The sequence below is a fragment of the Streptomyces sp. ADI95-16 genome, assembly GCF_003721495.1.
Taxonomy (GTDB): Bacteria; Actinomycetota; Actinomycetes; order Streptomycetales; family Streptomycetaceae; genus Streptomyces; species Streptomyces goshikiensis.
This window is the reverse complement of record NZ_CP033581.1, coordinates 1,793,280-1,819,181: the sequence shown is the minus strand read 5'-3', so window position 1 is coordinate 1,819,181 and position 25,902 is coordinate 1,793,280. Positions and strand designations below refer to the sequence as shown.

At 72.1% G+C, this 25,902-nt stretch carries 26 protein-coding genes and 1 riboswitch; of the genes, 19 read left to right on the top strand and 7 right to left on the bottom strand.

Features of this window, described 5'->3' with window-relative positions:
* Positions 1 to 72: 72 nt before the first annotated feature.
* From EES41_RS07705 to EES41_RS42870, 8 genes are all read left to right on the top strand, one after another.
* Entirely contained in the window at positions 73 to 981 is a 909-nt protein-coding gene (locus EES41_RS07705; RefSeq protein ID WP_123076793.1) for a DUF881 domain-containing protein, read from the top strand.
* A complete protein-coding gene (locus EES41_RS07700; RefSeq protein WP_008742851.1) occupies positions 978 to 1,310 on the top strand; it encodes a small basic family protein in 333 nt (110 codons plus the stop codon). Before EES41_RS07705 ends, EES41_RS07700 begins: the two co-directional genes overlap by 4 nt.
* Before the next feature lie 5 nt (positions 1,311 to 1,315).
* Positions 1,316 to 2,125 (top strand): DUF881 domain-containing protein, encoded by an 810-nt coding sequence (locus EES41_RS07695; protein WP_123076791.1) that lies wholly within the window; start codon positions 1,316 to 1,318, stop codon positions 2,123 to 2,125.
* A gap of 127 nt (positions 2,126 to 2,252) precedes the next feature.
* Positions 2,253 to 3,149 (top strand): FHA domain-containing protein, encoded by an 897-nt coding sequence (locus EES41_RS07690; protein WP_123076789.1) that lies wholly within the window; start codon positions 2,253 to 2,255, stop codon positions 3,147 to 3,149.
* Positions 3,150 to 3,196: 47 nt separating this feature from the next.
* Positions 3,197 to 3,970, top strand: coding sequence for a MerR family transcriptional regulator (locus EES41_RS07685; protein ID WP_174261657.1), 774 nt, complete (start codon positions 3,197 to 3,199; stop codon positions 3,968 to 3,970).
* A 74-nt stretch (positions 3,971 to 4,044) separates the two neighbouring features.
* Entirely contained in the window at positions 4,045 to 4,518 is a 474-nt protein-coding gene (locus EES41_RS07680; RefSeq protein WP_007262890.1) for a bifunctional nuclease family protein, read from the top strand.
* Positions 4,519 to 4,708: 190 nt separating this feature from the next.
* A complete protein-coding gene (locus EES41_RS07675; protein WP_123076787.1) occupies positions 4,709 to 5,344 on the top strand; it encodes a MerR family transcriptional regulator in 636 nt (211 codons plus the stop codon).
* Between the two features lie 56 nt (positions 5,345 to 5,400).
* Positions 5,401 to 7,404 carry a DNA polymerase IV gene (locus tag EES41_RS42870; protein WP_254211375.1) on the top strand — a complete coding sequence of 668 codons (2,004 nt, stop codon included), beginning with the start codon at positions 5,401 to 5,403 and terminating at the stop codon, positions 7,402 to 7,404.
* A 1-nt stretch (position 7,405) separates the two neighbouring features.
* Here the strand turns inward: EES41_RS42870 and EES41_RS07660 are convergent, their stop codons facing one another.
* Entirely contained in the window at positions 7,406 to 7,801 is a 396-nt protein-coding gene (locus EES41_RS07660; RefSeq protein WP_123076785.1) for a PRC-barrel domain-containing protein, read from the bottom strand.
* Between the two features lie 154 nt (positions 7,802 to 7,955).
* Positions 7,956 to 8,054: riboswitch (glycine riboswitch) on the top strand.
* Between the two features lie 198 nt (positions 8,055 to 8,252).
* On the opposite strand from EES41_RS07660, the gene gcvP reads away from it, so the two are divergent.
* Complete coding sequence (gene gcvP / locus EES41_RS07655; protein ID WP_123076783.1) at positions 8,253 to 11,138, top strand: aminomethyl-transferring glycine dehydrogenase; 2,886 nt, start codon at positions 8,253 to 8,255, stop codon at positions 11,136 to 11,138.
* A gap of 112 nt (positions 11,139 to 11,250) precedes the next feature.
* Here gcvP and EES41_RS07650 read toward each other — a convergent pair whose 3' ends face one another.
* Positions 11,251 to 11,457 (bottom strand): DUF5999 family protein, encoded by a 207-nt coding sequence (locus EES41_RS07650; protein WP_073780205.1) that lies wholly within the window; start codon positions 11,455 to 11,457, stop codon positions 11,251 to 11,253.
* Positions 11,458 to 11,725: 268 nt separating this feature from the next.
* A complete protein-coding gene (locus tag EES41_RS07645; RefSeq protein ID WP_008742861.1) occupies positions 11,726 to 12,337 on the bottom strand; it encodes a hypothetical protein in 612 nt (203 codons plus the stop codon).
* Between the two features lie 494 nt (positions 12,338 to 12,831).
* On the opposite strand from EES41_RS07645, the gene EES41_RS07640 reads away from it, so the two are divergent.
* Both EES41_RS07640 and EES41_RS07635 read left to right on the top strand, forming a co-directional pair.
* Entirely contained in the window at positions 12,832 to 14,367 is a 1,536-nt protein-coding gene (locus EES41_RS07640) for a glutamate-cysteine ligase family protein (RefSeq protein WP_123076781.1), read from the top strand.
* Positions 14,368 to 14,490: 123 nt separating this feature from the next.
* The gene (locus tag EES41_RS07635; protein WP_254211374.1) at positions 14,491 to 15,294 is read left to right on the top strand and encodes a CPBP family intramembrane glutamic endopeptidase; all 804 of its coding nucleotides are present in this window, start codon (positions 14,491 to 14,493) and stop codon (positions 15,292 to 15,294) included.
* 83 nt (positions 15,295 to 15,377) lie between these two features.
* Here EES41_RS07635 and EES41_RS07630 read toward each other — a convergent pair whose 3' ends face one another.
* Positions 15,378 to 16,196 (bottom strand): PhzF family phenazine biosynthesis protein, encoded by an 819-nt coding sequence (locus EES41_RS07630; RefSeq protein WP_123076779.1) that lies wholly within the window; start codon positions 16,194 to 16,196, stop codon positions 15,378 to 15,380.
* 185 nt (positions 16,197 to 16,381) lie between these two features.
* Here EES41_RS07630 and EES41_RS07625 point away from each other — a divergent pair, with 185 nt between their 5' ends.
* Positions 16,382 to 16,993: a PadR family transcriptional regulator gene (locus EES41_RS07625; protein ID WP_123076777.1), complete on the top strand. Its 612-nt coding sequence runs from the start codon at positions 16,382 to 16,384 to the stop codon at positions 16,991 to 16,993.
* A 116-nt stretch (positions 16,994 to 17,109) separates the two neighbouring features.
* On the opposite strand, the gene EES41_RS07620 is transcribed toward EES41_RS07625, so the two are convergent.
* Complete coding sequence (locus tag EES41_RS07620; RefSeq protein WP_123076775.1) at positions 17,110 to 17,538, bottom strand: SRPBCC family protein; 429 nt, start codon at positions 17,536 to 17,538, stop codon at positions 17,110 to 17,112.
* Between the two features lie 181 nt (positions 17,539 to 17,719).
* Here EES41_RS07620 and EES41_RS07615 point away from each other — a divergent pair, with 181 nt between their 5' ends.
* Both EES41_RS07615 and EES41_RS07610 read left to right on the top strand, forming a co-directional pair.
* Positions 17,720 to 18,760, top strand: a complete 1,041-nt coding sequence (locus tag EES41_RS07615; RefSeq protein ID WP_254211373.1) for a DMT family transporter — start codon at positions 17,720 to 17,722, stop codon at positions 18,758 to 18,760.
* Between the two features lie 509 nt (positions 18,761 to 19,269).
* On the top strand, positions 19,270 to 20,229 hold the full coding sequence (locus EES41_RS07610) for a DMT family transporter (protein WP_123076764.1): 960 nt from the start codon (positions 19,270 to 19,272) through the stop codon (positions 20,227 to 20,229).
* On the opposite strand, the gene EES41_RS07605 is transcribed toward EES41_RS07610, so the two are convergent.
* Entirely contained in the window at positions 20,211 to 20,912 is a 702-nt protein-coding gene (locus tag EES41_RS07605; RefSeq protein WP_123076762.1) for a pyridoxamine 5'-phosphate oxidase family protein, read from the bottom strand. The two genes, EES41_RS07610 and EES41_RS07605, sit on opposite strands and share 19 nt — an antisense overlap.
* Positions 20,913 to 20,947: 35 nt before the next feature.
* Between EES41_RS07605 and EES41_RS07600 the strand changes: the two genes are divergently transcribed.
* Positions 20,948 to 22,279 carry an aminotransferase class I/II-fold pyridoxal phosphate-dependent enzyme gene (locus tag EES41_RS07600; RefSeq protein ID WP_123076760.1) on the top strand — a complete coding sequence of 444 codons (1,332 nt, stop codon included), beginning with the start codon at positions 20,948 to 20,950 and terminating at the stop codon, positions 22,277 to 22,279.
* Positions 22,280 to 22,346: 67 nt separating this feature from the next.
* Here EES41_RS07600 and EES41_RS07595 read toward each other — a convergent pair whose 3' ends face one another.
* Positions 22,347 to 23,321 (bottom strand): DMT family transporter, encoded by a 975-nt coding sequence (locus EES41_RS07595; protein ID WP_174261655.1) that lies wholly within the window; start codon positions 23,319 to 23,321, stop codon positions 22,347 to 22,349.
* A 74-nt stretch (positions 23,322 to 23,395) separates the two neighbouring features.
* On the opposite strand from EES41_RS07595, the gene EES41_RS07590 reads away from it, so the two are divergent.
* From EES41_RS07590 to EES41_RS07575, 4 genes are all read left to right on the top strand, one after another.
* Positions 23,396 to 24,295, top strand: a complete 900-nt coding sequence (locus EES41_RS07590) for a LysR family transcriptional regulator (RefSeq protein ID WP_123076756.1) — start codon at positions 23,396 to 23,398, stop codon at positions 24,293 to 24,295.
* A gap of 40 nt (positions 24,296 to 24,335) precedes the next feature.
* Positions 24,336 to 24,731: a molybdopterin-binding protein gene (locus EES41_RS07585; protein WP_123076754.1), complete on the top strand. Its 396-nt coding sequence runs from the start codon at positions 24,336 to 24,338 to the stop codon at positions 24,729 to 24,731.
* A gap of 116 nt (positions 24,732 to 24,847) precedes the next feature.
* Positions 24,848 to 25,390 carry a DM13 domain-containing protein gene (locus tag EES41_RS07580; RefSeq protein WP_123076752.1) on the top strand — a complete coding sequence of 181 codons (543 nt, stop codon included), beginning with the start codon at positions 24,848 to 24,850 and terminating at the stop codon, positions 25,388 to 25,390.
* A 75-nt stretch (positions 25,391 to 25,465) separates the two neighbouring features.
* A complete protein-coding gene (locus EES41_RS07575; RefSeq protein ID WP_123076750.1) occupies positions 25,466 to 25,789 on the top strand; it encodes a hypothetical protein in 324 nt (107 codons plus the stop codon).
* Positions 25,790 to 25,902 lie beyond the last annotated feature (113 nt).

The window sequence follows — 25,902 nt, the reverse complement described above, 5'->3', positions numbered from 1 at the left end:
GCTGAGCGGCTGTTCGCCCGCTCCGTCCCACCGGTCGGCCGCATTCGGTGTGTACGGGGCCGACATGCGACGATGTGCGGCATGTCGCAGCCGCCCAACAACCGGAGTTCGGCCACGCCGCCCGCGCGCCCGGACGCTTCCATGTCGCTGCTGACCCACGTGATGGACCACGGTCTCGACGAGGGCTACGCGCAGGCCACGGCCCAGCGCCGGGCCGACGGTACGGCGGGACTGCCGCGGACGCTGAAGGCCAAGCTGGGGCTCGCCGCGGGGCTGGTGCTCGCGGCGATGGTGGTCACGCTGGGCGCCGCCCAGGCGCGCGTGTCGGCGCCGGTGCTGGCCAAGGAGCGCCAAGAGCTGATCGACCGGGTCAAGCGCGCGGACGAGCACGCGGACGGGGTGGAGCGGGACATCGAGCGGCTGCGCGGCACCGTCGCGGACCGCCAGCGCGCGGCCCTCAAGCAGCAGGGCGGCGGGGACCAGGGGCAGCTCGTGGGGCTGCTGTCGGGTGCCACGGAGGTCCGCGGGCCCGGTGTGAAGCTGGTCGTGGACGACGCCAAGGGTTCCTCGTCGGGCGGGGGCGGCGGACCGCGGGAGAGCGCGGGGTTCTCGGACACCGGCCGGGTGCGCGACCGGGACATGCAGCGCATCGTCAACGGACTGTGGCAGTCCGGGGCGGAGGCGGTCTCCATCAACGGGCAGCGCTTGACGGCGCTGTCGGCGATCAGGGCCGCGGGTGACGCGATACTGGTCGACAACAAGCCGCTGGTGCCGCCGTACGAAGTGCTGGCGATCGGTGACAAGAAGCGGCTCGGCCCGACGTTCCAGAATTCCGCCGACGGTCAGTACCTGCACGTGCTGCAGGAGAGCTACGGGATCCGCTACGGCCTGACCGCCGAGAACGACGTACGGCTGCCGGCCGCGTCGAGCCTGACCGTACGGACAGCTACAGCAGAAGAGCCGAAGAAGGGTGCATCGTGATCGCGGTACTGGGCCTCGTGGCCGGAGTGGTGGCCGGACTTCTGGTCCGGCCCGAGGTGCCGGCCGTGGTGGAGCCTTATCTGCCGATCGCCGTGGTGGCGGCGCTGGACGCGGTGTTCGGCGGTCTGCGCGCGATGCTGGACGGCATCTTCGTGGACAAGGTCTTCGTGGTGTCGTTCCTGTCGAACGTGGTGGTCGCCGCGCTGATCGTCTTCCTCGGTGACCAGCTCGGGGTCGGTGCGCAGCTGTCCACGGGCGTGGTCGTGGTCCTGGGCATCCGCATCTTCTCCAACGCCGCGGCCATCCGTCGGCACGTTTTCCGGGCGTGAGGCCGATGAACGCGAACGACGACACCCCTCCCTCGGAACCGAACGTTCCCGAGCGGCCTCTTAAAGAGGAGCCGGCGAAGATCACGGAGCCGGAGCAGACGGGCCGGCAGCGGCTGGCGGCCGGTCTGTGGCCGCCGAGGATCAGCCGGGCCCAACTGATCGTCGCGGCGCTGCTGTTCTTGCTGGGGCTGGGCCTGGCGATCCAGGTGCGGTCGAACAGCGACTCCAGCGCGCTGCGCGGAGCCCGCCAGGAGGACCTGGTGCGGATCCTCGACGAGCTCGACGGGCGGACCAAGCGTCTGGAGGACGAGAAGCAGAAGCTGGAGGACCAGCGCAAGGAGCTGGAGAGCAGCTCCAACCAAGCCGAGGAGGCGCGGCGGCAGACCGTGGAGAAGGAGCGGCAACTGGGCATTCTGGCCGGTACCGTGGCAGCTCAGGGGCCCGGTATCACCCTGAAGATCACCGATCCGAAGGGCCAGGTGCGGTCGGACCAGTTGCTGGACACCCTCCAGGAGCTGCGGGCCGCCGGCGCGGAGGCCATCCAGATCAATGGCGTGCGCGTCGTGGCGGGCTCCTACTTCTCGGATGAGGGCGGAGGGATCGGGATCGACGGTAAGAAGATCTCACAACCCTACGAATTCAAGGTGATCGGGAAGCCGCAGGATCTGGAGCCGGCGCTCAACATTCCCGGCGGTGTCGTGCAGACGCTGGAGAAGGAGCAGGCGGGCGTGGCCGTCACACGGTCGGCGAAGATCGTTGTGGACGCCTTGCGGGCTGCGGAGCAGCCTGACTACGCTCGGTCGTCATCGCCGTGAGGCGGGGCGGAAGATGGAGCTCACGCGGGTCGAGGCCTGCGGGGGGTCGGCGCACCGAAGCCGCGGTGCGTGGTGGAAACTGTCTGGTGGTTACGGACGTTGTGAGTGTGTCCGGGTCGGCAGGTGTGTGCATTCGGAGTTCGTCCTGCCCCACGGGCGGGTCTGTTTCGGTCAAGGGGAATCGCCCGTGAAGTTGTTTGAGAAGTTGTTCGGCAAGAAGAACCGCGAGGAAAGCGGTGGATCCAGGCACCGCGCCGGTCATGGAGACGTGGAAGGGCAGGGCGACCGGCCGCTCTTCCGCGACGAGGTCGCGGGCCGCGGTGATGTTTCGGGCGCGCAGGGCGCGTCGGCTGTTGACCCTGCCGGTACCGGCCGCATAGGTTTCGGTGAACCATCAACCTCAAGTTCGGGTGGAGGGTTTGCCTCCGACCCGTATGCCACCAATGCCTCCGCGGGGCAGCCGCGGCGCGAGGAGCCGTCCATGTCGGCCGAGCAGGTTTGTAGCAGGTGTGGCCACCGCAGCGATGCGGCCAGCCGGTTCTGCTCCAACTGCGGGGCGCCGCTGCGGCCGGGTCTGACGCCGGAGCGTGCCTCGGAGACCACGTCCACCATCTCGATCTCGGGCCTGGAGGCCTACGAGGCCGAGGTGTCGGGACAACCGCACGGTTCGTCCTCACTGTCCCCCGAGGCCCAGGCCGCGGTGGAAGCACTGCCTCCGGGTTCCGCTCTGCTCATCGTGCGGCGCGGTCCCAACTCCGGCAGCCGCTTCCTGCTGGACGGCGAGCTGACCACGGCGGGCCGGCACCCGCAGAGCGACATCTTCCTGGACGACGTCACCGTCTCCCGGCGGCATGTCGAGTTCCGCAGGAGCCAGGACGGTGGCTTCACCGTCTCCGACGTGGGCAGCCTCAACGGCACGTACGTGAACCGTGAGCCGATCGACTCCGTCGCCCTGCACAACGGTGACGAGGTTCAGATCGGCAAGTACCGGCTGGTCTTCTACGCGAGCCTGCGGGGCATCTGACCCACCCCCGGACTCCGTCCGGGGGTTACCCCCAGAGGGAAGGTCCCATGCTGCGTACCCCGCCCGGCGGTGCCCCGATGAGTGGCACCGCCGGTAGCTCCGGCTCGGCCGGGCGGCTGGTGAGCATCGGCACGGTGCTGGCCACGCTGCGCGACGAGTTCCCCGAAGTCACGATCTCGAAGATCCGTTTCCTGGAGGCGGAGGGGCTCGTCGAGCCCCGGCGCACACCTTCCGGATACCGCAAGTTCAGCACGGACGACGTGGAGCGGCTGGCCCGCGTCCTGCGGTTGCAGCGCGACCACTACCTGCCGCTGAAGGTCATCCGGGAGCAGCTCGACGCGCTGGCCCGGGGCGAGCAGATCCGTATCCCCGCGCCCACCGCGCACGCGGACACCGTGGACCCGGGCAGCCCTTCCGCCGTGTACGGGGAGGTGGGCCGGGAGCGGGCCGCACCGGCCCGGGTGGGGCGCGGAGAGCTGCTCGCCGCCGCTGACGTGGACGAGGCCCAGCTGGTGGAGTGGGAGTCGTACGGGCTGCTGGGCGAGGCGCCCGGCGGCGGATTCGACGCGGAGGCGGTCACCGTGGCCCGGCTGATCGCGGATCTCGGCCGTTTCGGGCTGGAGCCGCGCCACCTGCGGGCGATGAAGGCCGCCGCGGACCGCGAGGCGGGCCTGGTGGAGCAGGTCGTGGCACCCCTGCGCCGGCACCGCAACCCGCAGACCAGGGCGCATGCCGAGGCCACCCTGAAAGAACTCGCGGGACTGTCCGTACGGCTCCACGAGGCCTTGGTGCAGACGGCTCTCGGGGTCCGGCTGTCCTGATCTCGGAGCGTCCGGGAAGGGTCCGATGCGGGCCCGACTACCCAAACCGGCCGGGCAGGTCCTAGGGTTGCTGTGTGAACGAGCTCGACGTTGTGGGTGTCCGGGTGGAAATGCCCTCCAACCAACCGATCGTGCTCCTGCGTGAAGTGGGAGGCGACCGGTACCTCCCCATCTGGATCGGACCAGGGGAGGCGACCGCCATTGCCTTCGCGCAGCAGGGCATGGCCCCTGCCCGGCCGCTGACACACGACCTGTTCAAGGACGTGCTGGAGGCGGTCGGCGAGGAGCTCACCGAGGTCCGCATCACGGATCTGCGGGAGGGCGTCTTCTACGCGGAGCTTGTCTTCGCCAGCGGGGTCGAGGTGAGCGCGCGGCCTTCCGATGCCATAGCGCTGGCCCTGCGCACGGGGACGCCGATCTACGGCAGTGACGGCGTGCTGGACGACGCCGGAATCGCCATTCCGGACGAGCAGGAGGACGAGGTGGAGAAGTTCCGCGAGTTCCTCGACCAGATCTCGCCCGAGGACTTCGGCACCGGGCCGCAGTGAGCGCGGCGGCCGCGCCGACCGCGCTGTCCACCGTGGACAACCAGCCCATTCGAGTAGCCTTTCCCCGATAAAGGGCACGCGAAACCACTCTCAGGGTGATTATCACTCGGCGTGCCGAGTGTGGCGATCGTTGACGCACCCCTGGTGACTGCCTACCTTCAAGGTGGCAGGTCAAGGACGGAGGGTCGGCGTGAGGATCACGGGCGACGGTACGACCGGGGGCATCCCCGTACGGAGTGAGGCTGGGCCGTACCCGCTGCGCGGCGGTGCGGGCGCGGCGCGCCGTCAGCCGGAGTCGACGCCAGTGGCTGCGGCGGGCGGCGAACCGGCGCCCGAGCAGGTCGGCTACCGGGGACCCACGGCGTGCGCCGCGGCCGGTATCACCTACCGGCAGCTCGACTACTGGGCGCGGACCGGGCTGGTGGAGCCGAGCGTGCGCCCGGCGTACGGCTCGGGCACGCAGCGGCTGTACAGCTTCCGGGACGTCGTCGTCCTGAAGATCGTCAAGCGCTTCCTGGACACCGGGGTGGCGCTGCAGAACATCCGCACCGCCGTGCAGCACCTGCACGACCGCGACTTCGCCGACCTTGAGCGCATGACGCTGATGAGCGACGGCGCCACCGTGTACGAGTGCACCTCCTCCGACCAGGTGGTCAGCCTGCTCCAAGGCGGCCAGGGCATCTTCGGGATCGCCGTCGGCGTGGTCTGGCGCGACGTCGAGAAGACGCTGTCCCAGCTGCACGGGGAGCGCGTCGACACCGGGGAGACGGTGGTCGGGCACAACCCGGCCGACGAGCTCGCCGCCCGGCGCAACCGGGCCGTCTAGGCGGCCGTGCCGTGCTGCTCCCGCCGTTGTCAGTGGCGTAGGGCAGCATCGGTGGGGTGAGAGCCGCGCCGACCATCCTGCATCTGGACATGGACGCCTTCTACGCCTCCGTGGAGCAGGCGTCGAAGCCGAGCCTGCGCGGCAAGGCCGTGATCGTCGGCGGGCTCGGTCCGCGCGGGGTCGTCGCCACCGCCTCGTACGAGGCCAGGCGGTTCGGGGTGCATTCGGCGATGCCGATGGCCCAGGCGCGGCGGCTCTGCCCGAACGGCGCGTACCTCATTCCCCGCTTCCGGCTGTACCAGGCGGTCAGCGAGATCGTCATGGGGCTGCTGCGCGAGCTGTCCCCGCTGGTGGAGCCCCTCAGCCTGGACGAGGCGTTCGTGGACCTGGAGGCCGGCGGGGTCGCCTTCGACTCGGCGGCGGCCCGGACCGCGGGGGAGCGGCTGCGGGCCGACATCCGGGCCGCGACGGGGCTCAGCGGGTCCGTGGGGCTGGCGGGGTCCAAGATGCTGGCCAAGGTGGCCTCCGAGGAGGCCAAGCCGGCCGGGCTGCTGCTGATCGAGCCGGGCACCGAGCGGGAGCTGCTCGCGCCGATGTCCGTCCGGACCCTGCCCGGGGTGGGGCCGGTGACCGGGCAGCACCTGCGGCGGGCCGGGATCACCACGGTGGGGGAGCTGGCCGAGGCCGGCGAGGACGAGCTGGTCCGGATGCTGGGCCGGTCGCACGGGGTGGGCCTGCACCGGATGGCGCTGGGGCTGGACGACCGGCCGGTCGTCGCGGAGCGGGACACGAAGTCGGTGTCCGTGGAGGACACCTTTGACGTGGACCTGCACGACCGGGTCCGGATCCGGTACGAGGTGCAGCGGCTCGCGGACCGGTGCGTGGGGCGGCTGCGGGACTCCGGGCACTCGGGGCGCACGATCGTGCTCAAGGTGCGGCGGTACGACTTCTCGACGCTGACCCGGTCCGAGACGCTGCGGGGGCCGACCGACGACGTCGCGGTGGTGCGGGAGGCGGCGGCGCGGCTGCTGGAATCGGTGGACACCACGGGCGGGGTGCGGCTGCTGGGCGTGGGGGTGTCGGGGCTGGCGGACTACACGCAGGAAGACCTCTTCGCCTTTGCGCTGGCCGCTGAGGGGGAGGTGGCGGGTCCGGACCCCGCCGACCCGGACCCCGCCGGTGCCGGTGCCGGTGCCGGTGATGCGGGTGATGCGGGTGATGCCGGGGGCGCGCGGGCGAGTAGCGGTGCCGGCGGTGCCACGGAGACGGGCCCGGGCACCGCCCCGGACGCGCCCGCTGGGGTCGCAGGGGCGCTCGGGGCTGTCGGGGCGTCTGGGGCCGGTCTGGACCCTGTTGGGGGTGTCGGTGGTGCGCAGGTGACTGGCGGGGTTGCCGGGGCGGCAGGGGTGGACCCGGGCGACGGCTCGGACGGGCTCGCTGGGGCTGGCGGGGTGCTCGGGGCTGTCGGGGCGTCTGGGGCCGGTCTGGACCCCGTTGGGGGTGTTGGTGGTGCGCGGGTGAGTGCCGGCGCTGATGGGGCCGTAGAGGCGGGCCCGGACGGATCCGCTGCGGCTGCCGAGGTGCACGGGGCAGATGGGGCCCCCAGGAGCGCCGGTACGCCCGGGGCCGGGTCCGGTGAAGCCGGTGGGACTGTCGACGCGGCCGACGCTTCCGGTGCGCCGAGAGCCGGCGGGGCCGCCGGGGTGCCCGGCGGCACCGGAGTCGCTGGGGGTGCAGGGGGCGCCGGGGCCGCTGGGGGCGGGGTGCCTGGGGGCGCTGGGGGCACCGGGGTGTCTGGAGGTGCCGTGGCTGCTGGGGCCGCCGGGGGTGCTGAGGGCGTCGGGGTGGGGAGACGGTGGGGGGCGGGGAGTGATGTGTGGCATGCCGTTTATGGGGCGGGGTGGGTGCAGGGGAGTGGGGTGGGGCGGGTGACCGTGCGGTTCGAGCGGCCCGGGTCCGGGCCGGGCCGGGTGCGTACGTTCCGGGTGGACGATCCGGAGCTGGCGCCTTCCGATCCGCTGCCGCTGGTGGGGGACGGGCCTGCGGCGGGAGCCGAGTGAGTCAGCCGTCCTCGCCCGCCAGGTGGCCGAAGTCGCGGTCGGAGCCGGGGGCCGGCGGCAGTGACCGGCGGAAGTCGCTCGGGAGGGCCACGTCCAGGCCGTAGTGGTGGTAGAGCTGCAGCTCCTGCTCGGGAGAGAGGTGGCGGCCGACCCCGAAGTCGGGGGCGTCCCTGATGAGGGAGCGCTCGAAGGGCACCCGCAGGGTGTCCCCGACCATCTCGCTCGGCTCCAGGGGTACGAACGCGTCCCGGCTGAACAGGCCCGTCCGGACGGCGGCCCACTCGGGGACGCCCGTGGCGTCGTCGAGGTACACCTCGTCGACGGTGCCGATCTTGGTGCCGTTCCGGTCGAACGCCTTGCGGCCGATCAGGTTGCGCGGATCGATGTCGGTCTGCACGGTCCCGTCCCTCCTTCTGGTCGCACTCGGCGCACTCGTCGCACTCGTCGCACTCGTCGCAACTCCTCCGTACCGACTACAAAAGTGCATATCGGAGAAGAGAGCCACTTGAGGGAGCCCCCAGACCCTCGCTGGTAGGCTGGGTGGCGGCTGTCGACCCTGTGCGGGAGAGTCCTCCGAGTGAGTTCGACGGAGGCGCCGAAGGAGCAAATCCTCCCCGGAATCTCTCAGGCATACGTACCGCACGTGGTGAGGCCACTCTGGAAAGCAGGGGCGGGTACCGGGAGCGCAATGCCGGTGCCGCTCCTCACCGACGGTGAAAGTCGGACCTCAAGGGCGACCCCCGACAGGACCGGCGAAGCTCTCAGGTGCAGATGACAGAGGGGGAGGCCGTCCGGGTGCCCGCGCCGTGGTGCCCCTCGCAGGTCGTACGACCAGGAGGCCTCCGTACATGACCGCCAACCGCATTCCGCTCTCTCAGCTGGAGCGAGGCATCCCCTTCGAGCAGCGCCACATCGGCCCGGATGCCGAGGCGCAGGCGAAGATGCTCGCCCAGGTGGGCTACGGCTCCCTGGACGAGCTGACCGCCGCCGCGGTACCGGATGTGATCAAGACCGCCGAGGCGCTGAACCTGCCCGACGCGCGGACCGAGGCCGAGGTGCTCGCCGAGCTCCGTCAGCTCGCGGACCGCAACCAGGTGCTGTCGTCGATGATCGGCCTCGGCTACTACGGGACCTTCACGCCGCCGGTGATCCTGCGCAACGTCATGGAGAACCCGGCCTGGTACACGGCGTACACGCCGTACCAGCCCGAGATCTCGCAGGGCCGCCTCGAAGCGCTGCTGAACTTCCAGACCGTCGTGGCCGAGCTGACGGGCCTGCCGACCTCCGGCGCCTCGCTGCTCGACGAGGGCACCGCCGCCGCCGAGGCCATGACCCTGGCCCGCCGGGTGGGCAAGGCCAAGGGCAACGTCTTCCTCATCGACGCCGACGCGCTGCCGCAGACCATCGCCGTCATCGAGACCCGCGCCGAGCCGATCGGCATCGAGGTCGTCGTCGCCGACCTGTCCGACGGCATCCCGGCCGAGATCGCCGAGCGCGGCGTCTACGGCGTCCTCGTCCAGTACCCGGGCGCCTCCGGTGCCGTACGGGACATCAAGCCGGTCATCGACCAGGCGCACGGGCTCGGCGCGATCGTCGCCGTCTCCGCCGACCTGCTCGCGCTGACCCTGCTGACCTCCCCGGGCGAGCTCGGCGCGGACATCGCCGTCGGCACCACGCAGCGCTTCGGCGTCCCGATGGGCTTCGGCGGACCGCACGCCGGCTACATGGCCGTCCAGGACAAGCACGCCCGCTCGCTGCCCGGCCGCCTCGTCGGCGTCTCCGTGGACGCGGACGGCAACAAGGCGTACCGCCTGGCGCTCCAGACCCGCGAGCAGCACATCCGCCGCGAGAAGGCCACCAGCAACATCTGTACCGCGCAGGTGCTGCTCGCCGTCATGGCCGGCATGTACGCCGTCTACCACGGCCCCGACGGCCTGCGGACGATCGCCCGCCGCACCCACCGCTACGCGACGCTGATCGCCGCCGGTCTGACGGCCGGCGGGGTCGAGATCGTCCACGGCTCGTACTTCGACACGATCACCGCCCGGGTTCCGGGCCGTGCTGCCGAGGTCGTCGCCGCCGCCCGCGAGGGCGGGGTCAACCTGTACCAGGTCGACGCCGACCTGGTCTCCCTCGCCTGTGACGAGACCACGCTGCGCGCCGACGTCGAGGCCGTCTGGGCCGCCTTCGGCGTCACCGCCGACATCGAGGCGCTCGACGAGACCACCGCGGAGTCGCTGCCCGAGGGCCTGCTGCGCTCGGACGCGTACCTGACGCACCCGGTGTTCCACCAGCACCGCTCCGAGACCGCGATGCTGCGCTACCTGCGCAAGCTCTCGGACAAGGACTACGCGCTGGACCGCGGCATGATCCCGCTGGGCTCCTGCACCATGAAGCTCAACGCGACCACCGAGATGGAGCCGGTGACCTGGCCCGAGTTCGGCCAGCTGCACCCGTTCGCCCCGGTGGAGCAGGCGGAGGGCTACCTCACGCTCATCACCGAGCTGGAGGAACGTCTCTGCGAGGTCACCGGATACGACAAGGTCTCGATCCAGCCGAACGCCGGCTCCCAGGGTGAGCTCGCCGGCCTGCTGGCCGTGCGCGCCTACCACCGCGCGAACGGCGACGAGCAGCGCACCGTCTGCCTGATCCCCTCGTCCGCGCACGGCACCAACGCCGCCAGCGCCGTGATGGCCGGCATGAAGGTCGTCGTCGTCAAGACCGCCGATGACGGCGAGGTGGACGCGGCCGACCTGCGCGCCAAGATCGAGCTGCACCGCGACGAGCTCGCCGTGCTGATGATCACCTACCCCTCGACGCACGGTGTGTTCGAGGAGCACGTCGCCGACATCTGCGCGCAGGTGCACGAGGCCGGCGGCCAGGTCTACGTGGACGGCGCCAACCTCAACGCCCTGGTGGGCCTGGCCAAGCCGGGTCACTTCGGCGGCGACGTCTCGCACCTGAACCTGCACAAGACCTTCTGCATCCCGCACGGCGGCGGCGGTCCGGGCGTCGGCCCGGTCGGTGTCCGGGCCCACCTGGCCCCGTACCTGCCGAACCACCCGCTCCAGCCCACCGCGGGTCCGGAGACGGGCGTCGGTCCGATCTCGGCCGCGCCGTGGGGTTCGGCCGGCATCCTGCCGATCTCCTGGTCGTACGTCCGCCTGATGGGTGGCGAGGGCCTCAAGCGCGCCACCCAGGTGGCGGTGCTCGGCGCGAACTACATCGCCAAGCGCCTGGAGCCGCACTACCCGGTGCTGTACACGGGCCCGGGCAACCTGGTCGCGCACGAGTGCATCATCGACCTGCGCCCGCTGTCGAAGGCCACGGGCGTCAGCGTGGACGACATCGCCAAGCGTCTGATCGACTACGGCTTCCACGCGCCGACCATGTCCTTCCCGGTCGCCGGCACGCTGATGATCGAGCCGACGGAGTCCGAGGACCTCGCCGAGATCGACCGTTTCTGCGACGCGATGATCGCCATTCGCGGCGAGATCGAGCGGGTCGCGGGCGGCGAGTGGCCGCTGGAGGACAACCCGCTGGCCAACGCCCCGCACACGGCGGCGGCGCTGGGCGGCGAGTGGAACCACCCGTACAGCCGCGACGAGGCCGTCTTCCCGGGTGGTGTCACGGCCACCGAGAAGTACTGGCCGCCGGTGCGCCGCATCGACGGTGCCTTCGGTGACCGGAACCTGGTCTGCTCCTGCCCGCCGCTGGACGAGTACGACAACTGAGCCGCGGGCTCGCCGAACGGGTGAGTCCGAGGCATGACGAAGGGGCCGGTCCGGGAGCTCAGCTCCGGGGCCGGCCCCTTCGCCGTACACGAACGCGGTGGGCTGTCGTCGGCTAGGCCGCCTTCGCCACGTGCGCCGCCGCGAGCGGGCGGTGCGGGGCGATGATCTGGCCGTCCGGCAGCAGCTCACCGGTGTCCTCGAAGAGCAGGACACCATTGCACAGCAGGCTCCAGCCCTGTTCCGGGTGATTGGCCACGGGGTGCGCGGCCTCCCGGTCGGCGGAGTCGGCTGACGGGCACGCTGGCTGGTGCTTGCACATGGATGCGTTCTTTCGCTGCGGTGTGGTCTGGCTGCTGCGGCTCGAAGCCTTGTTCATGGCCGCCCCCCGTATCACTGTCTCGGTTCGGTCAGGGTCCCAGTGTTGCCCTACGGCACTGTGTCCGGAGGGATTTCCCGGTAGCTGTCCTCATACAGTGATGACGCATCACCCGTGCGGGCGGTTCAAGTCAACTCCCCTGTCATTTCGGGTGGTTAGCCGGGGGCCCGAGTGGGCTAGGCCGAATGGGCCGTCCGGGTGGAAGGGATGGTCAGGCGGCGGGGGCGGCCAGTTCCGGCGGCAGCGGAGGCGTCAGCCGGTGCGTCAGCACCGGCAGGAGTTCGGACACCGGGTGCGGCCGGTACGCGGCGATCCCGGGCGGGGCGGGAGCCAGCGGAACCAGCAGGTCCGCGGCGGCGGGCAGCCCGGCGGAGGCGTCGGCGCCCACCGCCCCGTGCAGCCAGAGGGTCAGCATGTACAGCTCCGGCACGGAGAGGAGTCTCGGCTGGAAGTTGCTGCCGAGCGACTCCGCCTGGCGCAGGGCGCGTTCGGTGGCGGCGACGTAGGGGCCCTCGAAGAAGTGCGAGAAGACCCAGCCCTCCGGGGTCAGCCGGGTGTCGGCGGCGGCGATGAAGCGGTCGCCGCCGCGGATCAGGAACCGCCATCCGGTGAGCCGGGTGCGGGGAGGCCGGCCGCCCGCGGCCAGGTGGGAGGTGTGCAACCGGTCGAGGACGTGCACCGGCAGCGGGAGTTCGACGGTCATCGGCCCCTGATGGGCACGCAGGGCCGGGGTGTGCGCGTCGTTGACGGCCGCGGGGGAACCGAGTGCCGAGAGGACGCTGCGCAGGGCGGGCGCGGGAGCCGGAGGGACGTGCAGCGGCATGGTGGGTCGCCTCTCACTTGGGAGACCTGTGGTGCTGGGGAATGTTCTGACGGCGCTGTCGCATTCTGGGGCCAGAGGGGGGCTGAGGTGCAATGGCCGCGCGCCAACTCTCTGCCTCGTTTGCGGAGTTTATACGACATGTGTTCACGTGATGTTTCGGCTAGCTGTCCCGGCTATTGCCGACAAGGCGTTTACCGGTCCCGCTGCCAGGGGTTTCATGCCGGTTGCGCGTGAACATCCCGCGCTGACCTCGGAGGTTACCGGACGGGGGCTCGGCTGGAAAGCGCCGGTTATCCGGAATCGGCAATGTCTACGCGGAATTTGCGCGAGGAGAGTTGCCAGGTGAATGTGCCGTGGCGCCCGTCGGCCAAACCGGCGCGCGCTCCCCGCCACGCAGGCCCCCCGGGAGTTATCGATCATCCCGCCGGGGCATCATCGACCGTAACGCGCGCCTGGGTGCCCAGGGCCAGGGCCAGTCGAGGAGGGACACTTCGATGGGGGAGAAGGTCGTGGCAGGCGGATTCGACCTGTCCGATCGGCAACGGTATCGGAGGAAGCTTCACGAGTGCCTTGAGGGACTGGAGCGGCTTCTGGCCGAGAAGAGGTTCGATCGCCCGAAGAACATGATGGGGCTGGAGATCGAGCTGAATCTCGCGGGTGCCGACGGTTTGCCGCGCATGGTGAATGCCCAGGTTCTGGAGCGGATTGCGAGCCCTGATTTCCAGACCGAACTCGGAATGTTCAACCTGGAGGTGAACGTCCTGCCGCACCGGCTGGGCGGCCGGGTATTCGACCAGCTCGCCGAAGAACTGAGCGCCGGTTTGGCATATGCCCACCGGCAGGCGTCGGAGATCGACGCCGGCGTGGTGATGATCGGTATTCTGCCGACGATCTCGCGCGCCGACCTGGTCACCGCGAATCTTTCGGCCGTGGACCGCTATTCGCTGCTGAACGAGCAGATCCTGATGATGCGGGGGGAGGATTTCACCCTCGACATCGACGGGGTCGAGCGGCTCACCTGGAGCTCCGGGTCGATCGTCCCGGAAGCCGCCTGTACCTCGGTACAACTGCACCTCCAGGTGACCCCGGCGCGGTTCTCGGACGTGTGGAACGCGGCGCAGGCCGTGACCGCCGTACAGATAGCCGTCGGTGCCAACTCGCCGTTCCTGTTCGGGCGCGAGCTGTGGCGGGAGTCGCGGCCGCCGTTGTTCACCCAGGCCACCGACACCCGGCCGCCCGAGCTCCAGGCGCAGGGGGTACGGCCGCGGACCTGGTTCGGGGAGCGGTGGGTGGACTCCGCGTACGAGCTCTTCGCGGAGAACGTCCGCTACTTCCCCTCCCTGCTGCCCATCTGTGACGAGGAGGAGCCGCTGCGGGTGCTCGGCGAGGGCGGGGTGCCGAGCTTGCAGGAGCTGGTGCTGCACAACGGCACGATCTACCGGTGGAACCGGCCCGTGTACGGGGTCGCCGGCGGGGTGCCGCACCTGCGGGTGGAGAACCGGGTGCTGCCGGCCGGGCCCACCGTGGTCGACGTGGTGGCCAACGCCGCCTTCTACTACGGGCTGGTACGGACCCTCGCCGACGAGCAGCGCCCGGTGTGGACCCGGCTGCCGTTCGCGGAGGCGGAGGCCAACTTCGACGCGGCCTGCCGGTACGGGATCGACGCGCGGCTGCGCTGGCCGCGGCGGGGCCGGGGCGGGGGCCTGGCGAGCGTGCCCGCGGTCCGGCTCGTACTGGACGAGCTGCTGCCGATGGCGGCGGCCGGGCTGGACGCCTGGGGCATCGAGCCGGCCGACCGGGACCACTACCTCGGCATCATCGAGGAGCGGTGCCGGCGGCGGGCGAACGGGGCGACCTGGCAGGTGGGCACGTACCACCGGGCGCTCGCGGCCGGACTGGAGCGGGACGCGGCGCTGGCCGCCACCACCCGGCGCTACAGCGAGCTGATGCACAAGGGCGACCCCGTGCACACCTGGCCCGTCGGGATCACGGAGGAGGAGGTGAGCGCCTCGATACCGACGGGGCGCTGAGCCCGCGCGGATCGTGTGCCGTGGCCCTCCCCGGTCGTCCGGTGATCCCGTTCTCCGGCCGACGAGGCAGTATGGGGTGGTCGGGGCGGTCAGCGCCGCGGGTTGGCGGGACGGGAGTCGGGCGTGCGGACGGAGTCGGAGTCGGAGCCGGTGGCCGGGGAACTGGGCGGGCAGGACCGCGGGCTCCTGCGGAACGAGACGTTGCTCGTGCTGGCGCTGTCGCTGGGCGCGAGCGGCGTCTCGGCGCTGATCAGCTTCATCGGTTCGCTCACCAAGCCGGGCGGCCTCAAGGACCAGGCCGCCACGCTCAACGGCTCGTACGCCCCCGGCCGGCCCTGGCTGGACCTCGCCTGGCAGCTGTTCGGCATCGCGAGCGCGTTGGTGCCGGTGCTGCTGGTGGCCCATCTGCTGACCCGGGAGGGCGCCCCCGGACTGCGGGTGCTGGGCTTCGACCGGACCCGGCCGCTGTGGGACCTGGGCCGGGGTGCGATGGTCGCCGCCGGGATCGGGAGCGCGGGCCTGGCGTTCTACCTGGCGGCGCGGGCCGGCGGGTTCAACCTGACGGTGGTGCCGGAGGCGCTGCCGGACGTGTGGTGGAAGTTCCCGGTACTGATCCTCTCCGCGCTGCAGAACGCCGTGGTGGAGGAGGTCATCGTGCTGGCCTACCTGCTGCGCAGGCTGGGACAGCTGGGCTGGTCCCCGATGGCCGCGCTGCTGGCCAGCTCGGCGCTGCGCGGCTCGTACCACCTGTACCAGGGCATCGGCGGCTTCATCGGCAACATGGTGATGGGCGTGGTCTTCGTCCTCGCCTACCGCCGCTGGGGCCGGGTGGCACCGCTGGTCGTCGCGCACGCGCTGCTCGACATCGTCGCCTTCGGCGGGTACGCCCTGCTCGCGGGCAAGGTGGGCTGGCTGCCGACGCCCTGATTCCCGTACGCCCTGAGCCCCTGTCCCTCTGCCCCTCTGCCTCTCTGTTCCCCTTGTTCCAGGGGCTTGGCTGCGCCGCCGGATCAGGGGCGGGCGAGGAGGTCGCCGTCGATGACGGTGACCGCGTGGCCCGTCAGCAGGGTGCGGTCGCCGCGGAGGCGGACGGTGACGAGGCCCTGACGGATGCCGCCCTGGAGGCCGACGAGTTCCGTACGGCCCAGGCGCGCGGCCCAGAACGGTGCCAGGGCGGTGTGGGCGCTGCCGGTGACGGGGTCCTCGTCGATGCCTACGGCCGGGAAGAAGCCGCGCGAGACGAAGTCGTACCCGCGCGAGCGGTCCTCGGCGGGCGCGGTGACGATGATCCCGCGGCGGGCGTAGCCGCGCAGGGCGTGCAGGTCCGGGGCGAGTTCCCGTACGGTCCGCTCGTCCGTCAGCTCGACCACCAGGTCGCCGACGTGCTCGGACGTGTCGTGGACCGAGCGGATCGCCGCGCCGAGCGCGGCGCTCACCTCCGGAGCCGGCTCGACCCGCGTCAGTGCGGACGTCGGGAAGTCCAGGGTGATCGCACCGTCCTCGGCGGCGTCCGCCGTGAGGATCCCGCAGCGTGCCTCGAAGCGGACGGGCCCGGTGGCGAGACCGGTCGACGCCAGTACGTGGGCGGTGGCGAGGGTGGCGTGGCCGCACATGTCCACCTCGGCGGCCGGGGTGAACCAGCGCAGCGCCCAGTCGGCGTCGCCGCCGGGTGGCAGCGGGTGGGCGAAGGCCGTCTCGGAGAGGTTCACCTCGGCGGCGACCCGCCGCATCCAGGGGTCCGGGGGAAACCCGTCGTCGAGGAGCAGGACCCCGGCGGGGTTCCCGGCGAACGGGCGGTCGGTGAAGGCGTCGACGATTCGGAGGCGCATGCCCCGACGGTAGGAGGGCTCCTTGATCGTCGACAAAGGCCAATCGAGTGTGGATGGCTCTATCGTCGAAGAGTTTCCGATATATCGTTGACGCATCGCGATCGATCAGTGATAGTGGAGATGTCGGAGTGAGGGAACGCCGACGAAGGTCTTGATCCACGACGAATGACGAGAGGAGCGCAGCCATGCGTTCACACGGACACGGACACGGACATGAACACGGACGGGGTCACGGTCACTGCGGGCCGGACCGTCGGGAGGAGTTCCAGGGGCGGCGCGCCGCCTTCGGGCCGTTCGGGCCCGGCTTCGGTGGCGGGCCCTGGGGTGGTCGCGGCGGCCGCGGCGGACCGCGGGGCCGGGCCCGGCGCGGTGACGTACGCGCCTCGATCCTGGCGCTGCTCGCCGACCGGCCGATGCACGGCTACGAGATGATCCAGGAGATCGGCGAGCGCAGCGGCGGGACCTGGAAGCCCAGCCCGGGCTCGGTGTACCCGACCCTCCAGCTGCTGGAGGACGAGGGGCTGATCACCAGCGAGAGCGAGGGCGGCAAGAAGCTGTTCACGCTCACCGACGCCGGCCGCACCGAGGCTGAGTCGGGCTCCGCCGCCCCCTGGGACGACGCCGGCCGCGGCTTCGACCGCGAGGCGATGAGCGAGATCCGGACGGCCGGCATCGGCCTGATGGAGGCCTTCGGCCAGGTCTGGAAGACCGGCTCGCCCGAGCAGCGCGACAAGGCCGTCGCCGTCATCAACGACGCCCGCAAGAAGCTCTATCTGATCCTGGCCGACGAGCACTGAGCCGGCCGGAGGTCATTTGCGCGACGCGCCCCGCGAGGATTCTCGCGGGGCGCGTCGGCGTATGGAGGGGCCGTGGTGGCGGTGGTGGCGATGGCGGTGGCGGTGGTGGTCCGGCGTTAGGTGACCAGGCCGGCGAGCTTGCGGAGCGATTCGTTCAGCGCGGCGGTGGCCGAGTCCTTGAGCTTGCCCGCCATCAGGGAGACGGCGGCCCCGTTGAACTCCCCGTCGATGCGGACCGTCGTGGCCTCGCCGTCGGGGATCAGGGTGTACCGGGTGAGGATGGCGACGCCCATCGGGCCCTTGCCCGTGATGGCGAAGCGGCGCTCGCTCTCCAGCTCCGAGACGGTCCAGGCGACCTCGGCCGGGAAGCCCATCATCTTCATGTTCTCCTCGAAGGTGGCTCCCACCGCGAGGGTCTCGGGGCCGCCCTTGGGGAAATTGGTGTGGGTCATGCTCCACTGGCCGTACGCCGACCAGTCCGTCAGCTGGGCCCAGAGCTTCGCGGCGGGCGCCTCGATGCGTGATTCCGCGGTGACTTCGGCCATGCGGCCACCCCTTCTCGTCGGGTACGTGCGGCGGAACGTAGCCCCGGGGGCCGGAACATTCAATACTGACGACCTGTCAGAAATGCGCCGGGCCCGTGTCCGCCGGTCAGGGCGGTATCGAGTCCGTCTCAACAGGTGTCACGCCCGTGACGGTGCTGACCGGTCCTGTCATGATGGCCGGATGCAAGCGTCAGGGAAGAACGCCGGACTGGGCCTCGCCCTCGTCTCGGCGTGTGCGTTCGGTGGTTCGGGAGTCGCGGCGAAGCCGCTGATCGAGGCGGGGCTGGACCCGCTGCACATGGTGTGGCTCAGGGTGGCCGGGGCGGCTCTCGTGCTGTCCCCGCTGGCCTGGCGCCACCGCGATCTGGTCCGCCGCAAACCGCTGCTGCTGGCCGGCTTCGGGCTCGTCGCCGTCGCCGGTGTGCAGGCCTTCTACTTCGCCTCCCTGTCCCGGATCCCCGTGGGCGTGGCCCTGCTGCTGGAGTACCTGGGCCCGGCCCTGCTGCTCGGCTACATCCGGTTCGTCCAGCGCAAGCCCGTCACGCGGGCGGCCGCGGCCGGGGCGGCGGTGGCCGTCGTGGGCCTGGCGTGCGTGGTGGAGATCTGGGCCGGGCTGAGCCTGGACCCGCTCGGCGTGCTGCTCGGCCTCGCCGCCGCCTGCTGCCAGGCCTGCTACTTCGTCTTCGCCGACCAGGGCGCCGACGGGGACGACGTCCCCGACCCGCTCGGCGTGATCGCGTACGGAATGATCGTCGGCACGCTGGTGATGACCGTGATCGCCCGGCCCTGGGAGATCGACTGGCAGGTGCTGGGCGGGCGGGCCGCGATGGGCGGCCTTTCGGTGCCCGCGGGGGTGCTGCTGGCCTGGGTGGTGCTGATCGCCACCGTCTTCGCGTACCTGACCGGGGTGGTCTCGGTGCGCAGGCTCTCGCCGCAGGTGGCCGGGGTGGTGGCCTGCCTGGAGGCGGTCATCGCGACGGTGCTGGCGTGGGTGCTGCTGGGCGAGCACCTCTCGACCTGGCAGATCGTGGGCGGTGGGCTGGTGCTGGGCGGGGCGTTCATCGCCCAGTCCTCGCGGTCCGGTGGTGCGGGGGGACCGGGGGGTCCTGTGGAGCTGGTGGGGGTGGTGGAGCCGGGTGAGTCGGCCGAGCCGGGTAAGTCGGGTGGGTCTGGTGGGCCTGGTGAGTCGGCCGTGCTGGATCGGGTGCAAGCGCAGGCCTAGGGGGGTGGGTCGTCCTGTCTGTTGCCGGGTGTCGGGTGCTTGGTGGTTGGTGTTCAAGCGTGACCTGCGGGGAGGGGCCGGTGGTCGTCCTGTCTGTTGCCGGGTGTCGGGTGCTTCGTGGTTGATGTTCAAGCCTGACCTGCGGGGAGGGGCCGGTGGTCGTCCAGTCCGTTGCCGGGTGTCGGGTGCTTCGTGGTTGATGTTCGAGCCTGACCTGCGGGGAGGGGCCGGTGGTCGTCCGGTCCGTTGCCGGGCGTCGGTTGGTGGGGGCTCGCGTACCGGCGTGACCTGCGAGGAGAGGGTCCGGTGGGGGCTTGGGCTGGTCCGGGTGGCGGGGAGGCCGTAGGGTGGCGATCATGCGTTTGACCGTGCTTCCGCCTCCCGCCGCCTAGCGCGGGCGGCAGGCCCCCTCGTACGAGACCCAGGCCCGGGCGTTCCCGGGCGGGTTGGCGCTGCCCGCGATGCGATGACTCCTCTTTCTCATCCCTCACGCATGCGCGGAGACACACGTGTTGAACCAATCGCCCGCTTCTTCCGGGCGCAGTCTGCTGTACCTCGTCATCGCCGGTACGGCCTGGGGCACCGCCGGAGCGGCGGCTTCCCTGCTCTTCCTGGCCAGTGACCTCGGGCCGCTCTCCCTCACCTTCTGGCGCTGCGCCGGCGGGCTGGTGGTGCTGCTCGGGGTGCTCGCCGTACGCCGTCGGCCGCGGCGGGCGGTGCGGCCTTCGGTGGGTTCGCTGGTCACCACGGGGTTGATGTTCACCCTGTTCCAGGCCGCCTACTTCGCCGCCGTGCAGGAGACCGGCCTCGCGGTCGGGACCGTGGTGACCCTGGGCGCCGGGCCGGTGCTGATCGCGCTCGGGGCGCGGCGCTGGATGGGTGAGCGGCTCGGTACGGGCGGGGTCGTCGCCGTCAGCGGGGCCCTCGCCGGGCTGGCCGTGCTGGTGCTGGGCAGCGGGGGCGGCGAGGTGCGGCCCCTCGGGGTGGGGTGGGCGTTGCTGTCGGCCGCCGGATACGCGGGGATGACCCTGCGGGCGCGCTGGCTCGGGCAGCGCGGGGCGGGCGGGGACCCGCTGGTCACCACGGTGTGGTCGACCGCGGTGGGCGCGGTGTGCCTGCTGCCGTTCGCGGTGGTGGAGGGGCTGCTTCCGCACACCGTCGAGCTCGGGAGGGTGGTCTGGCTGCTGGTGTACGTCGCCACCGTGCCGACGGCCCTGGCGTACGCGCTCTACTTCACCGGAGCCGCCTCGGTGCGGGCCGCCACGGTGTCCGTGATCATGCTGATCGAGCCGGTGAGCGCGGCCGTGATCGCCGTCCTGCTGCTGGGGGAGCGGCTGACCGGTGCCGTGGTGCTGGGCACCGTACTGCTGCTGACCGCGGTGGGCGCGCTGATCGCCGCCGAGGCGCGGCGCCCGGTGGACGGGCCGCGGGTACGGCCCGCCCGGGCGGTTCAGAGCGCCGCGAGGTAGTCCGGGGCGGCGATGCCGGGGGCCAGGTCGGCGGCCGGGACCGGGGTTCCGTACGCCGGGGCGACCGGGACCACGCCCGACCAGAACGGCAGGTCCAGGTCCTCGGGGTCGTCGTTCGGCCCGCCGGTACGGACCTTCGCGGACACCTCGGTGAGGTCCAGCCGGATCACGGCGGTGGCCGCGAGCTCCTTGGCGTCGGCGGGCCGGGAGTCGGCCGAGCGGCCCGGCACGACCTGGTCGACCAGGGCGTTCAGGGCCATCCGGCGCTCGGCCTCGTCCGTGACCTGGTGGGCGGTGCCGTGCACGACGACCGAGCGGTAGTTGAGCGAGTGGTGGAAGGCCGAGCGGGCCAGCACCAGGCCGTCGACGTGCGTCACCGTCACGCACACGGGCAGGCCCGGATCGGCCTTGGCGGTGGCGAGGAGGGGGCGGGAGCCGGTGGAGCCGTGGAGGTAGAGGCGCTCGCCGACCCGGCCGAAGAGGGTCGGGAGGACCACCGGCGCTCCGTCGCGGATGAAACCGAGGTGGCAGAGGTAGGCCTGGTCGAGTATCGAGTGCACCGTCTCGCGGTCGTAGCGCGCCCGCTCGCGGGAGCGGCTGGGGACCGTGCGGTCGGTGGGCTCGTAGGCGGTGCCGGGCGTTGTCGCCCGTCGCGCGTTCGTCGTCTCGGTCGTCGAGGCCATGGCGGACTCCGTTGTACTAGTGCATACTTGTCTTTGTGCTAGGAGACTATCGGATCGTTGGGCGCCGCGCATCGGACATCGCGGCCAGTGTCGAAGCGGGCGTGGGATCGGGCGCGCTCGCGCCCGGAGCGCTGCTGCCGCCCATGCGGGAGCTGGCCGTAGAGCTCGGGGTGAACCCGAACACCGTCGCCGCCGCGTACCGGACCCTGCGGGAACGCGGGGTCATCGAGACGAACGGGCGGCGTGGCAGCCGGGTCCGGGCGCGGCCGGCCAGCGCTCCGCGCGACGCGCTGCGGATGCCGGTGCCGGAGGGCGTACGGGACCTCGCGGCGGGCAATCCCGACGTGTCGCTGCTGCCCTCGCTGGACGGGGCCCTGGCCGCGGCCGCGCGGCGCTGCGCGCGGGAGCCGGTGCTGTACGGGGCCGACCCGGTGGCCCCTGAGCTGGCGCGGCGGGCCCGGGCCGATTTCGACGCGGACGGGGTGCCGGCCGGGCCGGTGGGCGTGACCTCGGGGGCGCTCGACGGGATCGAGCGGGTGCTGGTCGCGCACCTGAGGCCGGGGGACGCGGTGGCGGTCGAGGATCCGGGCTGGGGGAGCGTGCTGGACCTGGCGGCCGCGCTGGGGCTACGGGTGCTGCCGGTCGCCGTGGACGACGACGGGCCGGTCGTCGAGGCGGTGGCGCGGGCGCTGGCCGAGGGGGCGCGGGCCCTGGTGGTGACGGCGCGGGCCCAGAACCCGACCGGCGCGGCGGTCGGCGCGGGCCGGGCCGGGGAGCTGCGGGCGCTGCTGGAGCGGTACCCGCAGACGCTGGTGGTCGACGACGACCACGGGCACGGCATCGTCGACCTGCCGCTGTGCTCCCTGGGCGGCGTGACCCGGCACTGGGCGCTGGTCCGCTCCGCGGCCAAGGCGTACGGGCCGGACCTGCGGGTGGCGGTGCTGACGGGGGACGCCGTGACGATGGACCGGGTGCGGGGGCGGCAGCGGCTGGGCCCGGGGTGGGTGAGCCGGCTCCTCCAGGACGTGGTGGTGGAGCTGTGGGAATCGGGGGCCGTGGACCGGGCGGCGGTGGCGCGCTCGTACGGGGAGCGGCGGGACGGGCTGGTCGCGGCGCTGGCGCGGCGGGGGGTCGCGGCGTACGGGCGGAGCGGGATGAACGTGTGGGTGCCGGTGGGGGACGAGACGGGGGCGGTGACGCGACTGCTGGCCGCCGGATGGGCGGTGGCGCCCGGGGCGAGGTTCCGGGTGGACTCCGGGCCCGGGATCCGGATCACGGTGTCCGGGGTCGGGGCGGGGGAGATCGAGCAGCTCGCGGACGCGGTGGGCTCCGCCGTGGGGCCGGTGGGCGGGGGGCGGGTGGGCTGAGGGCGGGGCGGTGGGCGCGGGGGCGGTGCGCCGCCGTCGTCGGGGCTCCGCCCCCGCGCCCACCGCCTCAGGCGTCGGCGGGGCTGGATTCGCGGCGGGCTTGGGTGAGGGCGGCGCCGGTGAGGACGATGGCCGCGCCGACCGGGGTGTTCCAGTGGAGCTGTTCGCCGAGGAGGGCGACGCCCGCCGTGGTGGCGATCACCGGGATGAAGTACGTGACCATCTGGGCGGTCGTCGGGCCGACCTCGGTCACCAGGCCGTACTGCATCTGCAGGGCCATGCCCGTGCCCAGCGCGCCCAGGGCGATCACCGACAGGGTGGGCCACAGCGGGAACGAGGTCGGGGCCGAGGTGAAGAGCGAGCTGACCAGGAGCAGTTGGAGCGTGGAGACCAGCAGCTGGGCGCCGGTCAGTGCCACCGGCGAGCCCGGCGTCGACGCCAGCGTGCGGCGGACGTAGATCCAGCCGATCGGGTAGCAGAGCGAGGCCAGCAGGGCCAGCGCGGTGCCCTTGGCGTCCACGCCGGAGAAGCCCTGCCAGGCGCCGAGCACCGTCAGCACCCCGAGGAAGCCCAGGCCCAGGCCGGCGAAGCGGCGCCGCGTCGGCCGGTCCTCGGACAGCGCGACCAGCGACAGCGCCATGCCCCACAGCGGCGAGGTCGCGTTGCAGATGCCCGCCAGGCTCGACGGGATGCTGAGCTCCGCGTACGCGAACAGCGAGAACGGGGCGGTGTTCAGGAGCAGCGCCGCCACCGTGAGGTGGGCCCAGGTGCGCCGGCCGCGCGGCAGGCCCTCGCGGCGGACCAGGAGCACGGTCAGCAGGGCGAGCGCGCCGAAGAAGACCCGGCCGAGGGCGACTTGGAACGGTGCGTACGCCTCGGTGCCGACCTTGATCAGGAGGAAGCTGAAGCCCCAGATGACCGAGAGGAGCGCGAAGCGCAGCCGCCAGTCCAGACCGGTGGGCCGGGTGGTGATGGCGGCGGCGGGGGTGGCGGTGGCGGCCGGAGTGGAGAGGGTGGGGCGTGGGGTGGCGGGTGCGCTCATGGAGCTAACTTTGCGGTGTTCAACCTCGTAGAACAAGCGAGACTTCTTGGCGGGGACGACGTAGCATCGCTTACATGTTGAACCTGGAGCGGCTGCGCACCCTCGACGCCCTCGCCCGCCACGGCTCGGTCAGCGGCGCGGCGGATGGCCTCCACGTCACCACCTCCGCCGTGTCCCAGCAGATGGCCAAGCTGGAACGGGAGATCGGCCAGCCGCTGCTCGCCAAGAACGGGCGCGGCGTCCGGCTCACCGACGCCGGGCGGCTGCTCGCCGATCACGCGGCCCGGATCCTCTCCCAGGTGGAGCTGGCCCAGGCCGATGTGGAGGCCCAACGGGGTTGTGCCGTAGGTGAGTTGAGGATCGGGGCCTTCCCGACCGCCATGCGCGGGCTGCTGCCCGGGGCGCTGACCGCGCTGCGCGCCGCGCACCCCGAACTGCGGTCCTTCGTACGGGAGCAGGAGCCGGAGGAGAGCATGGCGGCCGTCGTCCGCGGGGACCTCGACCTGGCCCTCGCCATCGACTGGCACAACAAGCGGATGCCGGTGCCGGCGGAGCTGACGCGGGCGCACCTGCTCGAAGACTCCTGCGACATCGCGGTGCCGACCGGCCACCGGCTGGCCGACCGCGACCGGATCAGCCTCGCCGAATTCGCCGAGGACGACTGGATCTCCTGGAACGAGGGCCAGTTCTGCCACGAGTGGCTCGTCTACACCCTGCGCGGCACCGGCATCGAGCCGCGCATCGCGCACATCGCCGAGGAGCACCACACCCAGCTGGCCTTCGTCGAGGCCGCGCTCGGGGTGTGCGTGACGCCCCGGCTCGGGCGCGGCCCGGTCCCGGCGGGGGTCCGGCTGCTGCCGGTGTGCGACGCGGTGCGCCGCCACGTGTACGTCGTCTGGCGCGCCGACGCGGACCGCCGGCCCTCGATCCGGGCGGCCGTCGAGGCGCTCCAGGTGGCCGCGCTCAACGTGTAGGCCGTCTGCCGCGGATGGATGCGGAGCTAGGCTTTCCGGTATGGAGTCCTACACGATCGGCCAGGCGGCGCGGCTGCTCGGCGTCAGCGTTGACACGGCCCGGCGCTGGGCCGACGCGGAGCGGTTCCCGACCCGTCGGGAAGGCGCCCGGCGGATGGTCGACGGGCCCGACCTGGCGGCGTTCTGCGTCCAGGCCGCGCAGGAGGGCGCGGAGGGCGAGGGCGACGCCCCGTACACCTCGGCGCGCAACGCCTTCCCCGGGATCGTCACCGCCGTGAAGCTCGGCACGGTCGACGCCCAGGTGGAGATCCAGGCGGGGCCGCACCGCATCGTGTCGCTGCTGACGCGGGAGGCGGTCGAGGAACTCGGCCTGGCCGTGGGCGCGCGGGCCACGGCGCGGGTGAAGTCGACCAGCGTCTTCGTCGACCGCCCCTGACGCGCCGCGCCCCCGGAGCGACGTAAGGGTTTCGTCATCGGTTCGGGGGTGGGGGAGGGCGGCCGCAGGGGGTTGGATGGGGTGACGCCGGCGCGGCCGGTGCGAGCACGTGTGAAATGGGGATGGTCGTCGTGGTGTGGGTGCGGGGCAGGTGGCGGTGGGCGCTGCTGGGTACGGCCGTGGTCGTGCTGGGAGTCGGGACGTACTGGTTCCAGCCGTGGAAGCTGTGGCAGGACGCGACCGTGACGGAGGCCCTGCCGGGCGCCTCGGCGCCCGCGGCCGCCGGGCCGGCGGCGCAGGCGCCCCGTACCGTGGCCGAGGGGTCGCTGATCAGCCATGAGCACACCACCTCCGGCACCGCGAAGGTGATCCGCCTCGGCGACGGCTCTTACACCCTGCGCCTGGAGAACCTCGACACCAGCAACGGCCCCGACCTGCGGGTGTGGCTGACCGACGCCCCGGTCAAGGAGGGCGTGGCCGGCTGGCGCGTCTTCGACGACGGCAAGTACGTCAGCCTGGGCAAGCTCAAGGGCAACAAGGGCGACCAGAACTACGAGATCCCGGCCGGGCTGAACGTGTCCGAGTACACCAGCGTCGCCATCTGGTGCGACCGCTTCGACGTGTCCTTCGGGGCGGCGCCGCTCGCGAGGCCCGCGTAACGGACGGGCGCGGGGGCGGCATGAACGCGTCAGCGTCGTGCGGGCTAGTCTGACCTCTCGCACCGGAGGGGACCGATGAACGGAAACGCGCTGTTCCACGCCGTGGGACTGGTCTTCATCTCGCTGCTTCTGCTGCCGTTGCCGCTGCTCGTCCTGACCGGGCGCACACCCGCCCGGCTGCGCGCACGGGTCGCCGAACCGCGCTGGTTGGCGCTGGCGATGATCGGTTTCTGGCTCCCCGCGCCGCTCAACGCGGTGCCGCGGATCCTGGACGCGGGGACCGGTGTGGTCCTCGTCCTCTCGGCGGCGGGCATGCTCTGCGGGCTCGTCGGCGTGGCGTTCTTCCTCGTGGCGGCCTTCTCGGCGGCCCGCGCGTCCCGGACCGGGCGACGCGGCTAGGGCCTGTCCTTCGGATCATGCCGGGCTCGCGGGGCTGTCGCCCGACCCGCCTGGCGGGGGCGGATCGGCGGCGGTGGCACACTGGCCGGTGATCCGCCGAAGGGAATACCGCG

What these genes read in the sequence shown, in the direction of transcription:
- EES41_RS07705 (WP_123076793.1), top strand. Translation starts at nt 73, where the DNA reads ATGTGCGGCATGTCGCAGCCGCCCAACAACCGGAGTTCGGCCACGCCG.
- EES41_RS07695 (WP_123076791.1), top strand. Translation starts at nt 1,316, where the DNA reads ATGAACGCGAACGACGACACCCCTCCCTCGGAACCGAACGTTCCCGAG.
- EES41_RS07685 (WP_174261657.1), top strand. Translation starts at nt 3,197, where the DNA reads ATGCTGCGTACCCCGCCCGGCGGTGCCCCGATGAGTGGCACCGCCGGT.
- gcvP (WP_123076783.1), top strand. Translation starts at nt 8,253, where the DNA reads ATGACCGCCAACCGCATTCCGCTCTCTCAGCTGGAGCGAGGCATCCCC.
- EES41_RS07650 (WP_073780205.1), bottom strand. Translation starts at nt 11,457, where the DNA reads ATGTGCAAGCACCAGCCAGCGTGCCCGTCAGCCGACTCCGCCGACCGG.
- EES41_RS07645 (WP_008742861.1), bottom strand. Translation starts at nt 12,337, where the DNA reads ATGCCGCTGCACGTCCCTCCGGCTCCCGCGCCCGCCCTGCGCAGCGTC.
- EES41_RS07640 (WP_123076781.1), top strand. Translation starts at nt 12,832, where the DNA reads ATGGGGGAGAAGGTCGTGGCAGGCGGATTCGACCTGTCCGATCGGCAA.
- EES41_RS07630 (WP_123076779.1), bottom strand. Translation starts at nt 16,196, where the DNA reads ATGCGCCTCCGAATCGTCGACGCCTTCACCGACCGCCCGTTCGCCGGG.
- EES41_RS07625 (WP_123076777.1), top strand. Translation starts at nt 16,382, where the DNA reads ATGCGTTCACACGGACACGGACACGGACATGAACACGGACGGGGTCAC.
- EES41_RS07620 (WP_123076775.1), bottom strand. Translation starts at nt 17,538, where the DNA reads ATGGCCGAAGTCACCGCGGAATCACGCATCGAGGCGCCCGCCGCGAAG.
- EES41_RS07615 (WP_254211373.1), top strand. Translation starts at nt 17,720, where the DNA reads ATGCAAGCGTCAGGGAAGAACGCCGGACTGGGCCTCGCCCTCGTCTCG.
- EES41_RS07605 (WP_123076762.1), bottom strand. Translation starts at nt 20,912, where the DNA reads ATGGCCTCGACGACCGAGACGACGAACGCGCGACGGGCGACAACGCCC.
- EES41_RS07595 (WP_174261655.1), bottom strand. Translation starts at nt 23,321, where the DNA reads ATGAGCGCACCCGCCACCCCACGCCCCACCCTCTCCACTCCGGCCGCC.
- EES41_RS07590 (WP_123076756.1), top strand. Translation starts at nt 23,396, where the DNA reads ATGTTGAACCTGGAGCGGCTGCGCACCCTCGACGCCCTCGCCCGCCAC.
- EES41_RS07585 (WP_123076754.1), top strand. Translation starts at nt 24,336, where the DNA reads ATGGAGTCCTACACGATCGGCCAGGCGGCGCGGCTGCTCGGCGTCAGC.
- EES41_RS07580 (WP_123076752.1), top strand. Translation starts at nt 24,848, where the DNA reads ATGGGGATGGTCGTCGTGGTGTGGGTGCGGGGCAGGTGGCGGTGGGCG.
- EES41_RS07575 (WP_123076750.1), top strand. Translation starts at nt 25,466, where the DNA reads ATGAACGGAAACGCGCTGTTCCACGCCGTGGGACTGGTCTTCATCTCG.